Consider the following 12,911-nt stretch of genomic DNA (forward strand, 5'->3'; position numbering starts at 1 on the left):
ACTGTCCGCCCGCCCGAGGCTCGGCTCCGCGCGCCACGAGCGCCGGACAGGCCGAGCAGGACGGTGAGCACGGCTCCCGTCCTGCCCGGCCCGGTAGCCTGCACGGCGTGAGCGTTCCCTACCACCGCCTGCCCCGCGTCGACGCACGCTGGAGGTGGTGGCGACCGCTGGTGGCCCTCGCGTTCCTGGCGGGCTGGTACGTCGCGTCCCAGGTCCTGATCACCGTCGCCTACTTCATCCCGATCGCCGTGGTCCAGGGCGAGAGCGGGCTGACCGGTCTGCTCGACGAACTGCAGGGCGGTGCGCTCGACCCGACGGACCCGCTCGTGCTGTCGCTGAGCCTGGTGTCGCTCGTGGTCCTGCTGCCCGGCATCCTGCTCGCGGTGAAGATCGCGCGGATCGGCCCGGCGGGCATCCTGACGTCGACGCGCTTCCGCGTGCGGTGGGCGTGGACGGCGTGGTGCCTGATCCCGACGCTGGTCATCGCAGCGATCATGTTCGTCGTCCAGACCGGTCTGCTCTGGGACGACGGGATGATCACCCTCGACGGCGGGTTCGCGTGGAACCACGCGGCGATCGGGCAGTCGACCGTGTCCCTGAGCACGCTGACCCTGACGGTCGTGATGGTCGTCGTGCTGGTGCCGTTCCAGGGTGCGGCGGAGGAGTACATCTTCCGCGGCTTCCTCATGCAGACCATCGGGTCCTGGATCCCGGTGCGCGTCGTCGGTACGGTCGTCGCGGTCGTGGTGTCCACCGTGGTGTTCGCCCTGCTGCACATCCCGAACGGCTACAACGTGTGGGGCATCCTCGACGTCGGGTCGTTCGGGCTCATCGCCGCGATCATCGTCCTGCGGACCGGCGGGCTCGAGGCCACGGTCCTGCAGCACGCGTTCAACAACATCATGATCTTCGTGCTGCAGGCGCCGGGGTGGTCCCGGATCGACCTGACGTCGCAGGACGCCAACGGCACCGTCGGCGGCTGGCTCGTGACGCTCGCGACGTCGCTCCTCTACTGGGGGATGGTCGAGGTGCTCGCGACGTGGCGCCGCCTGGACCGGCGGTTCGCCGGTCGGCAGGCGCCGCGGTTCCGCGGTGTGGCCCCGGCCTGGGCGGGTGGCCGCCGGTGGTTCGGGCCTGGAGGCACGGGTTGGGCGGGTGCGCCGGCCGGCCCGGACGACGTGGCCGGGTCCCGCACCATCGCGGCGGAGCCTGTGGACAGCGCCGTGGGTGTCGCCGGTCGCCCGTAGGCTCGTGGCATGAGCACCACGCCCGCGCCCGCCGTGTCTGCTTCGCGTGCCGCAGCGCTCGACGTGCTGCACCGCGTGTGGGGCTACGACGACTTCCGTGGCGAGCAGGCGTCGATCATCGACCAGGTCGTCAGCGGCGGTGACGCCCTCGTCCTGATGCCGACGGGCGGCGGCAAGTCGCTCTGCTACCAGGTGCCCGCGCTCGTGCGCGACGGCGTCGGAGTGGTCGTCTCGCCGCTGATCGCGCTCATGCAGGACCAGGTCGACGCCCTCGCGGCGAACGGCGTCAAGGCCGCGTTCCTCAACTCCACGCAGGGTCCGGACGAACGGGCCCGGGTGGAGCGTGCGGTCGTCTCGGGCGAGGTCGACATGCTCTACCTCGCGCCCGAGCGGCTCCGGCTCGAGTTCACTCGCGCGCTGCTCGACCGCGCGCGGATCGCGCTGTTCGCCATCGACGAGGCCCACTGTGTCGCCCAGTGGGGTCACGACTTCCGGCCGGACTACCTCGAACTGAGCGTCCTGCACGAACGCTGGCCGACGGTCCCGCGCATCGCCCTGACCGCCACCGCGACGCCGCAGACCCACCGCGAGATCTCGGCACGGCTCGGGCTCGACGACGCCGCGCACTTCGTCGCCGACTTCGACCGGCCGAACATCCAGTACCGCATCGAACCGAAGACCGGCGCGCTGCAGCAGCTGCTGACGTTCATCCGCACCGAGCACAGCGGTGACGCCGGCATCGTCTACTGCCTGTCCCGCAACTCGGTCGAGCGCACCGCGGCAGCCCTCGCCGACCAGGGCATCCCGGCGCTGCCGTACCACGCGGGCCTCGACGCCAAGGTGCGTGAGCGCAACCAGTCCACCTTCCTGCGCGAGGACGGCGTCGTCATGGTCGCCACCATCGCGTTCGGCATGGGCATCGACAAGCCGGACGTCCGGTTCGTCGCGCACCTCGACCTGCCCAAGTCGGTGGAGGGGTACTACCAGGAGACCGGTCGAGCCGGCCGTGACGGGTTGCCCTCGACGGCGTGGCTCGCGTACGGGTTGAACGACGTCGTGCAGCAGCGGCGCATGATCGACCAGTCCGAAGGTGACGCCGCGCACCGTCGGCAGCTGAGCGCCCACCTCGACGCCATGCTCGCGCTCTGCGAGACGATCGAGTGCCGACGGGTTCGGTTGCTCGCGTACTTCGGGCAGGAGAGCACCGCGTGCGGCAACTGCGACACGTGCATCGCCCCGCCCGAGTCGTGGGACGGCACGGTACCGGCACAGAAGCTCCTGTCGACCGTCGTGCGGCTCGACCGCGAACGTGGGCAGCGCTACGGCGTCTCGCACCTGGTCGACATCCTCGTCGGCAAGCAGTCGCCGCGGGTGCAGGAGCTCCGGCACGAGTCGCTCGCGACGTTCGGCATCGGCAGCGACCTCGGCGAGGGGGAGTGGCGCGCGGTCGCCCGGCAGCTCCTGGCACAGGGCTACGCGGCGGTGTCCGGGGACGGCTTCGGCACCATCGTGCTCAGCCCGACGAGCGCCGAGGTCCTCGGCGGCAAGGTGGTCGTGCGGATGCGTCGCGATCCGGTGAGGGCGCCGCGTGCGAGCCGGTCGCGCCGGACCGTGGTGACGGACATGCCGCAGGAAGCCCTCGGCCTGTTCGAGGCCCTGCGGACGTGGCGTGCCGCCCAGGCGCGTGAGCAGGGAGTCCCCGCCTACGTGGTGTTCAACGACGCGACCCTGCGGGGGATCGCCGCGGTGAAGCCGGCGGACGAGGACCAGCTCGCCGAGATCTCCGGTGTGGGTGGTGCGAAGCTCGAGCGGTACGGCCGCGCGGTGCTCGACGTGGTCGCCGCCGCGCAGTGACGGCGACACATTCCGCAGCGGGCATGCACGGCGGGATGTGATCACTACACTCGGAACCTCCCGTCACGAGGAGGCCCGGTGTCCGGTTCGACGAAGATCACCACCACGCTCAGCCGTGCGGTGGTGACGCCGCTCGCCCGCCTGGTGTGGCGTCCGCGGATCATCGGCCGGAAGAACGTCCCGAAGCGTGGCGCGGTGATCCTCGCGAGCAACCACCGCTCCTTCATCGACTCCCCGGCGATCACGTTGATGGCGCCGCGGAAGGTGTCGTTCCTGGCGAAGCAGGAGTACTTCACGGGCACGGGGCTGCGCGGGGCGGTGTCCCGGGTGTTCTTCGGCGGCATCGGTGCGATCGGCGTCGAGCGAGGTGCGGGTTCGGCGGCGCAGCACGCCCTCGACCTGGGGCTGGAACGACTCGAGGCGGGCGAGGCCTTCGCGATCTACCCAGAGGGGACGCGCTCCCTCGACGGTCGGCTGTACAAGGGCCGCACGGGTGTGGCCTGGCTGGCGCTGACGAGTGGTGCTCCGGTGGTGCCCGTCGCGCTCACCGGGACCGAGGACGTCCAGCCCGTCGGCTCACGCGTACCGAAGCTGGCGCGCGTGACGATCGAGTTCGGGAAGCCGCTCGACCTGTCCGGCTTCGGCGAGGCGTCCTCCGGACGGGCACGACGGCACGCGACCGATGCCGTGATGGCCGCGATCCAGGAGCTCAGCGGTCAAGAGCCCGCGAACGCCTACAACAACCCGCCGGCGACGATCGTGGAGCGGGTGCGGCAGGTCCTGCGGCGAGACGACCCCACCGAGGCCGTCGAACCCGACTGATCCGCGGGTATCACCGAAAGTGCTATTGCACATTCGAAATATCAGTGTTTGAATGTGGGTGTGCCCAGGGGCACACCCCTCCCACGGTCCGACCGAGAACGGACCGTCCAGACACCTGATCGGAAGGCCCGCAGCATGTCCTCCACGCCGCTCTTCGACTCCATCGCCCGCCGCGCCGACCACACGCCGTCCGCAGGGACCACCCCGACGCCGAGCATCGCCCGGGCGACCTTCACCCCAGCCCCGACCTCGCCGATGTCCGCACCGGTCGAAGCGACGGACTCGGTCCTCGTGCCCGCCGCCCTCGTCGCGGCGATCGAGGAGATCCCGGTCCGGGCCACCGCGGCCTTCCAGACCGAGCACGCCGTCCGGGCCGAGCACCTCGCCCTGGTCGAGGCCGTCGCCGACGCGATCACCCGTGCCGTCGTCGACGCCGTCGCGATCGAGCTCGAGCACATCGCCCGCGACGGCGTCGTCCGCGCCTGACCCGGCCCCGGCGGACCCGATGACCACGACGACGGACGGCGCGCAGCTCCGACCACGCGGCGCAGCCCGGCACGCCGCGACGGCGCACGCCACACGCGGGACACGTGCTGCGCACGACGCCCGGGTGTCGCGTCGCGTGCGCCGGGCGGCGGCGCACGCGTCCGTCGACGCGGACGCCCACCACGCCACCGGGGCGGCGGTGCCCACCCCCGCCGTCCCGGTCTCCACCGGCACCCGACCGACCGCGCGCCGGACCGCGGCCGACCTGCCCGGGGCGATCCGCTCCTCCAGTCGGTCGACCGGCCCCGACGAGGCGAGCGCACCCGGAGCGCCCGCATCCGAAACCGCCGCCCTGCCGTCGCGCCGAACGCTGCGCGCCCAGACCCGGTCGAGTCGTCCCGGTGAGCTCGGGCGCGCCGTCAGCCGGGCGATCACCGTGCCGCTCCGCACGATCGGTGCGGCGGTCGGCTCCGCGAAGGCCGTGCCGGTGACCGCGACCGCCGTCGCCGCGTGCCTCTTCGTCACCGTCGCCACCCCGCAGACGGCGGTGGCCGCGACGCCGCAGGGTGCGCTCCCGGCGTACGACGCGCAGGAGTACACCGCGGCGACCGGCAGCGCGATCTCCGTGGAGCGTGACGCGTTCGCGATCGCTCGGGTCCCGCTCCGCTCGGCTCCTGCGGCCGGTGCCGCTGTCGGGACGCCCGACGGGGCGGAAGCCGTCCGCCCGGTCGCCGGGTCGATCCCCGCAGCCGGCGGCTTCGGCTCCCGGTGGGTCCGTGGGTGTGGGGCGTGCTCGACCGACCACCGGGGTCTGGACTTCGCCGCTCCCACCGGTACGGCCGTCGTCGCGGCGATGCCCGGACGGGTCGTCTCCGCGGGGGTCCTCGGCGGCTACGGGAACCAGATCCTGCTGCAGCACGCCGACGGCTCGCAGACCCGGTACGGGCACCTCTCGCAGATCGGCGTCCTGGTGGGCCAGACCGTGTCGGCCGGGCAGCGCATCGGCGCCGTCGGCAACACCGGGGTCTCCACCGGGTCGCACCTGCACTTCGAGGTGATCGTCGGCGGATCGCCCGTGGACCCCGCCGTCTGGCTGCAGGGCCGCGGGCTGCTCTGACCGTCGGCGCGTAGCGTCGGTGTCGCAGTGGCAGGGAGCCCCTGCGGAGACGGAGACACACGTGCGGGTGACGGTGCTGGGGACGGGGACGATGGGTGCCGGAGTGGCGGGGTCGCTGCTCCGCGAGGGGCACGAGGTGACGGTCTGGAACCGGAGCGCCGACAAGGCCGCCCCGCTCGGCGACCGGGGCGCGACCGTCGCGGAGGACCCCGGCGGCGCGGTCACGAGCGCCGAGGTCGTCCTGCTCACGCTGTTCGACACCGACGCGGTGGTGGACGTCCTCGAGGCCGCCGCGGGCGATGCCCCCGAGGACGCCGTGTGGGTGCAGTGCTCCACGATCGGCGTCGCCGGCACCGAGACCGTCGTGCAGCTCGCGGCGAAGTACGGCATCACCCTCGTCGAGGCGATGATGCTCGGCACCAAGGCCCCGGCGGAGCACGGCACCCTGACGATGCTCGCTGCAGGACCCGCGGCCGAGCTCGACCGGATCGACCCCGTCCTGGACGCCGTCGGCGCGAAGACCATCCGGGCCGGCGAGCAGGTCGGTGCCGGTACGGCGCTCAAGCTCGCGGCGAACGCCTGGATCGCCTCGATCACGGCCGCGACGGGGCAGTCCCTGGCGGTCGCGACGGCCCTCGGGCTCGACCCGGCGCTGTTCCTGCAGGCGATCGAGGGCAGTGCGAGCGACTCGGCGTACGCCCACACCAAGGGTGCGGCGATGATCGACGGCCGGTTCCCGGCGCAGTTCGCGCTCGACGGACTGCGGAAGGACATCGGCCTCATCACGGACGCGGCGCGGGACACCGGGGTCTCCACGGTGCTCCTCGACGCACTCGGGCGGGTGTACGCGGACGCGAGCGCGGCCGGGCACGGCGGCGACGACATCGCGGCGGTCGGCACGGCCTTCTAGCCGGGCGCAGCGGCGCCCCGCGCGGCCCGAGACTCGGCGCCGTCTGCCCGAGACTCGGGTCGGTCCGCCCGAGACTCGGGTGCAGCGACCGTTCTCGCGCCGCGGGTCACGAGAACGGTCGCCCACGCCGAGTCTCGCCCCGGCGGCAGCGGGCGGGCCGGCGGGCCGGCGGGCCGACGCGGGCCGCCCGGCCGGCGCCCCGGCAGCCGTCAGCGGCGGAAGAAGCGCCGGACCGCGTTCGTCAGCCGACCCACGGTCTCGTCGTTCATGGTGTTCGCGAGGTCGAACGCCTCGCGCGCGGGATCGGCACCGGCCCGGATGCGCCGGAGTGCCGCGTCCGCCCGGGCTCGGGCATCGAGCTCAGCGAGGGGCATGTCGTCCTCGGGGTCGTGCGGCGCGGGCATCGCGGTGCCATCGGTGCCCGTGTCTGCCATGGGAGCAGGCTACGCGCGGTGCCCGTCGACGGCGTCCACGTCGTCGACCACGCGCACCATCTGCTCCAGGAACGACACGATCACGGCCATGTCGTCGTGGGACAGGTGCTCGGCCGCTTCGATCGCGCGGGAGTCGAGCTGGTCGATGACCTGCAGCACCTGGCGCATCGAGCCGCCGGATGCCGTGAGGATGACCCCGCGCCGGTCGTTCGGGTCGGCGTGTCGTTCGACGTGACCGCTGCGGACGAGCCGATCGACGAGCGCCGAGGTCGACGCCGCGGTGATCTCGAGCTCCTCGGCGAGGTCCTTCGCGTTGACCGTGCGGCCGTTCTCCTCCGCGTCGAGCAGCGCGCGCAGGGCCAGCAGCGCGTTCTCGCCGATGCCGAGTGCCTCGCGAGCACGCCGCTGGGCAGCACTCTCGGCACTCCGGTACCTGCGGAGTGCGTTCAGCACGTCCACCGCGTCGACCCTGGAATCATCTCCGTACCAGAATCCCGCGGTGCCGGTCATCACCTCGGAAGTCATGGACTCAATGCTAGACGCTCTAGTTAGATTGTCTAGCGAGTGCGTGGACCGGCCCGTCGGATCGCAGCACGAGCGCGACTGCAACACCCGTGACGCGGGGATGAAACACCCCGGCAATCCCCGGTCAGTAGGTTCGCCGCATGGAGCCGACGTGCTGAGCCGACTCGCGGGGAGCGTGTTCCACGTCGGGAACGCCGTCGAACGCACCGACGTGGTGGCCCGGATGCTCGACGTCTACGTCGCGCGGGGCGAACCCGCCAGCGCGGAACAGGACCGCATGGTCGCAGCGGAGCTCCGGGCGGTGGTCGGAGCCGCCGGTCCGGCGAACGACCCCGACCGAGCGGCGACGATCGACTCGCTCGCCCTCGACCGGCACGAGTCGGCCTCGATCGCCTCCGCTGTGGCGGTCGCCCGGGATCACGCCCGACGCGCCCGCGAGGTCGTCTCCACCGAGCTGTGGGACTGCCTCAACGTCACGCGCTCCCGGATGCCCCGGAAGGTCGCTCCGGACCGGGCGCACGAGTTCCTCGGGTGGGTCCGGGAACGCAGCGCCCTGGCGATCGGGGTCGTCGAGGCGGACGCGAGTCGTGACGAGGTCTGGGAGTTCTTCACCCTCGGGCGTTCGTTGCAGCGCTGCGCGACGACGGCGCGGTTGCTCGCGTCGGGGCTGCTCGACCCCGGGTCGGGATCGTCCTGGGCGACGGCGCTCCGGGCGTGCGGTGCCGGCGAGGCGTTCCAGCGTGGCCGGGACCACCACGCGCCGGGGGCGGAGGACGCCGCGGCCTTCCTGCTGCTCGACGAGCACAGTCCGCGGTCGCTGCGGTTCCTCGCGCGGCGGGCGGACGAGTGCCTCGCCGACGTGGCGCCGTCGTGCATCGCGGACGAGGTGCATGCGTTCGCGCAGACCCGGGCCGATCTCGAGGCGGTGTCGGCGGACACGGCGCTCCTCGCGGCGCGGTCGGCGGGGGAACGACTCGCCGCGGCGGCCGACCGTGTGGTCGCGGCGCTCGACGAACGCGTCTTCGCCGCGCCCGAACCGGCCCACTGACCGCTCCGGTCGGGCTCGGCCAGCCGCGCCGGCCTCGGCCAGCCGCGCCGGCCTCGGACGGCGGCGCCGAGCCTCGGCTCGGCGGACCGGACTCGGGTCGGACGGGCCGTGCGGTGTCCGCCCAGCCGAGCCTCGGCTCGCGACCCGGCCACGGGCGGACGGGAGGCGCGGGGCGGCGCCGCACCGTGCCTCCCGGCCTGCAGACGGTCGGGTCAGACGGCGCTGGAGCGGTCCGCGACGGCCTCGTCGCGCTCCAGGTCCTGCCGGAGCGCCGCTCGCGAAGCGGGTGTCCCGACCACCGGGATCGCGTGCGTGATCGCGAGGTGCAGCCGGTTGTCGGCGTCGTACCGGACCCGGAACCGCTCGTACCGGATGAGCCAGACGAGTGCGATCGCGAGCGCCACGAACCCGGACGCGGCACCGACGCCGATGGCCCACCGCGGACCCCAGGCGTCGGCGACGGCGCCGACGATCGGGGCGCCGATCGGGGTGCCGCCGGCGAAGATCGCCATGTAGAGCGCCATCACACGACCGCGCATCGCGGGCTTCGTGGTGGTCTGCACCAGGGCGTTCGCCGTGGTCATGAACGTCAGGGACGCCAGCCCGACGAACACGAGCACGACCGCGAAGGTCCAGTACGTCGGGGCCACCGCTGCAGCACTGCAGGCGAGCCCGAACCCGGCGGCCGCGATCACCAGGGTGCGCATCCGCGGGCGGTCCCGTCGGGCGGAGAGCAGGGCGCCGGCGACCGAGCCGATCGCCATCACGGAGTTGAGGAGTCCGAACTCGCCGGCGCCCTTGTGGAACTCGACCCGGGCCATCGTCGAGGTGAAGATCGGGAAGTTCACGCCGAAGGTGCCGACGACGAAGATCATGCACAGGACGACGATGATGTCCGGCCGGGTCCGCACGTACCGGAAGCCGGCGGTGATCTGCCCCTTGCCGCGCTTCGCCCGGATGCGGTCGGCGAGTTGCGCGGGGTCGACGAAGCGCAGCGCGACGAGGACGGCCAGGAACGAGCCGGCGTTGATGACGAAGACCCAGCCGGAGCCGATCGCAGCGATCATCACACCGGCGACCGCGGGACCGATCAGCCGTGCCGCGTTGAACGACGCGGAGTTGAGGGCGACGGCGTTGGCGACGTGCTCGCCCTGCACGACGTCGGACACGAAGGCCTGACGGATCGGGGTGTCGAACGCGGCGACGATGCCGAGCGCGAGTGCGAACCCGTAGAGCGACCAGATCGTCGCGGTGTCGGTGAGGACCATGATGCCCAGGCCGAGCCCGAGTGCCCCCATCAGGCCCTGGGTGAGCATGAGCATCTTGCGGCGGTCGAACCGGTCGGCGGCGAGGCCCGTGAGGGGGAGCAGCAGGAGCTGCGGGCCGAACTGCAGCGCCATGGTGATGCCGACGGCGATCGCGTCGTTGTCGGAGAGCTTCGTCAGGACGATCCAGTCCTGGGCGGTGCGCTGCATCCAGGTGCCGACGTTCGACACGAGGGCGCCGGCGAACCAGATGCGGTAGTTGCGTCCGGACAGGGAGCGGAACATGGCGGTCACTGCTGGGCCAGCCTCCTCATGATCTCGGTGGCGTCGGCCAGGGTCTGCCGTTCGGCCGCGGTGAGTGCGGCGAGGCGCGGGGTGAGCCAGCCGTCCCGGCGACGACGGGTCTCCTCGACGAAGGCGGCACCGTCCGGCGTCGCCGCGAGGAGGACCTTGCGGCGGTCGTCGCCGTGTCCGCCCTTGGTCGCCAGACCGCGGTCGACGAGCACCGCGATGGTCTTGGTCATCGACGGGGGTGTGACGCCGTCCTGCCGGCTGAGCTCGGCGAGTGTCATCGGCCCGTCCCGGTGCAGTCGCGCGAGGGCGGAGAACTGGGCGTCGGTGACGGTCGAGTCGGCCTTCTGCGCGCGGAGCGTCCGGGAGAGCCGGTTCACGGCGATGCGGAGGTCGGTGGCGTCGGTCACGAGTCGTTAGCCTACCTCATTAGTTCAGTGAACGAACTGGTTTTCGGGTGTATCGTGATTCTGGGCAACAGGTGTTGTCCAGAGAGAAGGAATCATGTCCGAGTTCGAGGGCAGGGTCGCCATCGTCACCGGTGGCGGCAGCGGCATCGGGGAGTCCGTCGCGAAGGAGCTCGCCGCGGCGGGCGCGAAGGTGGTCGTCACCGACATCAAGCTCGACGCCGCCCAGCGCGTGGCGTCCGAGATCGAGGCGGCCGGCGGGACCGCTGCGGCGTTCGAGGCGAACTCCGCCGTCGCCGCCGACAACGATGCGATGGTCCGCTTCGCCGTCGACACCTACGGCGCACTGCACCTCGCCGTGAACAACGCCGGCATCGGCGCCGCCCCGCAGCCCATCGGCGAGTACGACGTCGAGGCCTGGGACCGCGTGCGGTCGGTCAACCTCGACGGCGTGTTCTACGGGCTCCGCTACGAGATCCCCACGATGGTCGCCGCCGGTGGTGGCGCCATCGTGAACATGGCGTCGGTCCTCGGCACGGTCGGCATCGCCCAGAACGCCGCGTACGTGGCGTCGAAGCACGCGCTGGCCGGCCTGACGAAGGTCGCTGCGCTCGAGTACTCCTCGCAGGGTGTCCGCACGAACGCGGTCGGCCCGGGCTTCATCGACACCCCGCTGCTCCGCAACGCGATGACCCCGGAGGCGATCAGCGCCCTCGAGGAGGAGCACGCCACCAAGCGCCTCGGCACGGACAAGGAGGTCGCCGCGCTCGTGCTGTTCCTGCTCAGCGACAAGGCGTCCTTCATCACGGGCAGCTACCACCTGGTCGACGGCGGCTACAGCGCCCACTGAGTGCGGCGCCGCGGGTCGCCGGACGCGCCGCGGGCCGTTCCGCGCGTGGTGAGCGGAATCGCGCGTACCAGGTCGTTCCTTTCGACCAGGTACGCGCGATCCGGCTTCCCATCGCGGGCGGGATGGGAAGGACCGCGCGTCAGTGGAACTGCGGGATCGTCAACCAGATCCCCGTGAGTACCGCGGCGACGCAGACCGCGAAGCACACGACGGCACCCGCCATCGCGAGCGGCGGGGTGTGCCCGGAACGCGGCGTCTCCTCGGAGTACTGCGTGCGCTCGCCGCCGGCGTCCACCGGCTGCCCCGTCCCGAGCAGCCGCAACCCGATCGTGTAGACCAGCACCACGCCGACGGCCGCCACGAACCCCACGCCCGCGACCGTCCCGATCGCACCGAAGTCGATGTCCATCGTCGTTCCCCTCAGTTCCCGGTGGTGGCCGGCTCGCGCTCGGCGGTGTCGGCAGCGGTGACGTCCTCGTGCGAGATCGGCTTGCGCTTCGCGAGGCGGTAGAAGGCCAACCCGGCGGCGAGCGCGAACACGGCGACCAGGACCAACCCGATCACCGACGTCGAGGCGACCCACGTGGCGAGCGCCCCGACGACCGCGGCCGCGGGGAGCGTGATCACCCACGCGACGACGATGCGGCCGACGACCGACCAGTGCACGTCGGCGAGCTTCTTGCCGAGGCCCGAGCCGATCACGGAGCCGCTCGTGACGTGCGTCGTGGAGAGCGCGAACCCGAGGTGCGACGACACCAGGATCGTGGCCGCGGAGCTCGTCTCGGCCGCGAAGCCCTGCGGGGACTGCACGTCGGAGATCTTCTTCCCGACGGTCTGCATGATCCGCCAACCGCCCATGTAGGTGCCGAGTCCGATCGCCAGACCGCACGCCAGGATCACCCAGAGCGCCGGCCCGCTGCCCGCGGGCTGGTAGTTCGCCGCGATGAGCGTCAGCGTGATCACGCCCATGGTCTTCTGCGCGTCGTTCGTGCCGTGGGCGAGCGACACCAGCGACGCGGAGATCGTCTGCCCGTGCCGGAAGCCCGTCGCGGCACCGTGCGTGGTCGCGTTCTTCGTCAGCGCGTACGCCAGGTAGGTCGCCACGAGTGCGATCACCCCCGCGATCACCGGCGACAGCAGCGCGGGCAGCACGACCTTCGAGACGACCGTCGCCCAGTCCACCGAGTTCAGGCCGGCGCCGATGATCGACGCCCCGATGAGCCCGCCGAACAGGGCGTGCGTGGACGACGACGGCAGGCCGAAGTACCAGGTGGCGAGGTTCCAGAGCACGGCACCGACCAGGCCGGCGAAGATCATCACGGGGGAGATGTGGATGCCGTCCTGGCCCTCGCGGATGATGCCCTGCGAGACGGTCTTGGCGACCTCGGTGGAGAGGAACGCGCCGACCACGTTGAGGACGGCGGAGATGAGCACGGCGGTGCGGGGCTTGAGGGCACCCGTGGCGACCGAGGTGGCCATGGCGTTCGCGGTGTCGTGGAAGCCGTTCGTGAAGTCGAACACGAGGGCCACCACGATCACCAGCACGACGGTGACGAGGACGTCCATGCGCGAGACGGTAGGCCCGCCCGGAGCCCGCTGCGTGAACGCCGGGTGAACACGGTGCGGGACGTCGCCGTCTGCGAGGATGGCAGCGT

Annotated in this window: 14 protein-coding genes; 8 read left to right on the forward strand and 6 right to left on the reverse strand. The window is 72.2% G+C overall.

Annotated elements, in window-relative coordinates:
- Positions 1–107: 107 nt before the first annotated feature.
- The 6 genes from ACRQ4B_RS05920 to ACRQ4B_RS05945 all read left to right on the forward strand — a co-directional run bounded on the left by ACRQ4B_RS05920 (position 108) and on the right by ACRQ4B_RS05945 (position 6,436).
- Complete coding sequence (locus tag ACRQ4B_RS05920) at positions 108–1,247, forward strand: lysostaphin resistance A-like protein (protein ID WP_439693766.1); 1,140 nt, start codon at positions 108–110, stop codon at positions 1,245–1,247.
- A gap of 9 nt (positions 1,248–1,256) precedes the next feature.
- The gene (gene recQ, locus ACRQ4B_RS05925; protein ID WP_439693767.1) at positions 1,257–3,101 is read left to right on the forward strand and encodes a DNA helicase RecQ; all 1,845 of its coding nucleotides are present in this window, start codon (positions 1,257–1,259) and stop codon (positions 3,099–3,101) included.
- Between the two features lie 78 nt (positions 3,102–3,179).
- Entirely contained in the window at positions 3,180–3,923 is a 744-nt protein-coding gene (locus ACRQ4B_RS05930; protein ID WP_439693768.1) for a lysophospholipid acyltransferase family protein, read from the forward strand.
- A 135-nt stretch (positions 3,924–4,058) separates the two neighbouring features.
- Positions 4,059–4,409, forward strand: coding sequence for a hypothetical protein (locus tag ACRQ4B_RS05935; protein WP_439693769.1), 351 nt, complete (start codon positions 4,059–4,061; stop codon positions 4,407–4,409).
- 19 nt (positions 4,410–4,428) lie between these two features.
- Positions 4,429–5,526: a peptidoglycan DD-metalloendopeptidase family protein gene (locus ACRQ4B_RS05940; protein WP_439693770.1), complete on the forward strand. Its 1,098-nt coding sequence runs from the start codon at positions 4,429–4,431 to the stop codon at positions 5,524–5,526.
- 61 nt (positions 5,527–5,587) lie between these two features.
- Entirely contained in the window at positions 5,588–6,436 is an 849-nt protein-coding gene (locus ACRQ4B_RS05945) for an NAD(P)-dependent oxidoreductase (protein WP_439693771.1), read from the forward strand.
- 209 nt (positions 6,437–6,645) lie between these two features.
- On the opposite strand, the gene ACRQ4B_RS05950 is transcribed toward ACRQ4B_RS05945, so the two are convergent.
- A complete protein-coding gene (locus ACRQ4B_RS05950; protein WP_439693772.1) occupies positions 6,646–6,870 on the reverse strand; it encodes a hypothetical protein in 225 nt (74 codons plus the stop codon).
- Positions 6,871–6,879: 9 nt separating this feature from the next.
- Positions 6,880–7,395, reverse strand: coding sequence for a MarR family winged helix-turn-helix transcriptional regulator (locus ACRQ4B_RS05955; RefSeq protein ID WP_439693773.1), 516 nt, complete (start codon positions 7,393–7,395; stop codon positions 6,880–6,882).
- A gap of 151 nt (positions 7,396–7,546) precedes the next feature.
- On the opposite strand from ACRQ4B_RS05955, the gene ACRQ4B_RS05960 reads away from it, so the two are divergent.
- The gene (locus ACRQ4B_RS05960; protein ID WP_439693774.1) at positions 7,547–8,443 is read left to right on the forward strand and encodes an alpha-E domain-containing protein; all 897 of its coding nucleotides are present in this window, start codon (positions 7,547–7,549) and stop codon (positions 8,441–8,443) included.
- A 212-nt stretch (positions 8,444–8,655) separates the two neighbouring features.
- Here ACRQ4B_RS05960 and ACRQ4B_RS05965 read toward each other — a convergent pair whose 3' ends face one another.
- The gene (locus ACRQ4B_RS05965) at positions 8,656–10,002 is read right to left on the reverse strand and encodes an MFS transporter (RefSeq protein WP_439693775.1); all 1,347 of its coding nucleotides are present in this window, start codon (positions 10,000–10,002) and stop codon (positions 8,656–8,658) included.
- Positions 9,999–10,409, reverse strand: a complete 411-nt coding sequence (locus ACRQ4B_RS05970) for a MarR family winged helix-turn-helix transcriptional regulator (RefSeq protein ID WP_439693776.1) — start codon at positions 10,407–10,409, stop codon at positions 9,999–10,001. Before ACRQ4B_RS05970 ends, ACRQ4B_RS05965 begins: the two co-directional genes overlap by 4 nt.
- A gap of 94 nt (positions 10,410–10,503) precedes the next feature.
- Between ACRQ4B_RS05970 and ACRQ4B_RS05975 the strand changes: the two genes are divergently transcribed.
- A complete protein-coding gene (locus ACRQ4B_RS05975) occupies positions 10,504–11,256 on the forward strand; it encodes an SDR family NAD(P)-dependent oxidoreductase (RefSeq protein ID WP_439693777.1) in 753 nt (250 codons plus the stop codon).
- Positions 11,257–11,395: 139 nt separating this feature from the next.
- Here ACRQ4B_RS05975 and ACRQ4B_RS05980 read toward each other — a convergent pair whose 3' ends face one another.
- On the reverse strand, positions 11,396–11,665 hold the full coding sequence (locus ACRQ4B_RS05980) for a hypothetical protein (RefSeq protein WP_439693778.1): 270 nt from the start codon (positions 11,663–11,665) through the stop codon (positions 11,396–11,398).
- 11 nt (positions 11,666–11,676) lie between these two features.
- A complete protein-coding gene (locus ACRQ4B_RS05985) occupies positions 11,677–12,822 on the reverse strand; it encodes an inorganic phosphate transporter (protein ID WP_439693779.1) in 1,146 nt (381 codons plus the stop codon).
- Positions 12,823–12,911 lie beyond the last annotated feature (89 nt).

Source organism: Curtobacterium sp. SP.BCo (assembly GCF_051903265.1).
In the GTDB taxonomy this organism is placed as follows: Bacteria; Actinomycetota; Actinomycetes; order Actinomycetales; family Microbacteriaceae; genus Curtobacterium.

Bases quoted from the DNA above. Each gene is read 5' to 3' on its own strand.
- ACRQ4B_RS05935 (WP_439693769.1), top strand. From the start codon at position 4,059: ATGTCCTCCACGCCGCTCTTCGACTCCATCGCCCGCCGCGCCGACCAC.
- ACRQ4B_RS05985 (WP_439693779.1), bottom strand. From the start codon at position 12,822: ATGGACGTCCTCGTCACCGTCGTGCTGGTGATCGTGGTGGCCCTCGTG.
- ACRQ4B_RS05975 (WP_439693777.1), top strand. From the start codon at position 10,504: ATGTCCGAGTTCGAGGGCAGGGTCGCCATCGTCACCGGTGGCGGCAGC.
- ACRQ4B_RS05955 (WP_439693773.1), bottom strand. From the start codon at position 7,395: ATGACTTCCGAGGTGATGACCGGCACCGCGGGATTCTGGTACGGAGAT.
- ACRQ4B_RS05950 (WP_439693772.1), bottom strand. From the start codon at position 6,870: ATGGCAGACACGGGCACCGATGGCACCGCGATGCCCGCGCCGCACGAC.
- ACRQ4B_RS05980 (WP_439693778.1), bottom strand. From the start codon at position 11,665: ATGGACATCGACTTCGGTGCGATCGGGACGGTCGCGGGCGTGGGGTTC.
- ACRQ4B_RS05940 (WP_439693770.1), top strand. From the start codon at position 4,429: ATGACCACGACGACGGACGGCGCGCAGCTCCGACCACGCGGCGCAGCC.
- recQ (WP_439693767.1), top strand. From the start codon at position 1,257: ATGAGCACCACGCCCGCGCCCGCCGTGTCTGCTTCGCGTGCCGCAGCG.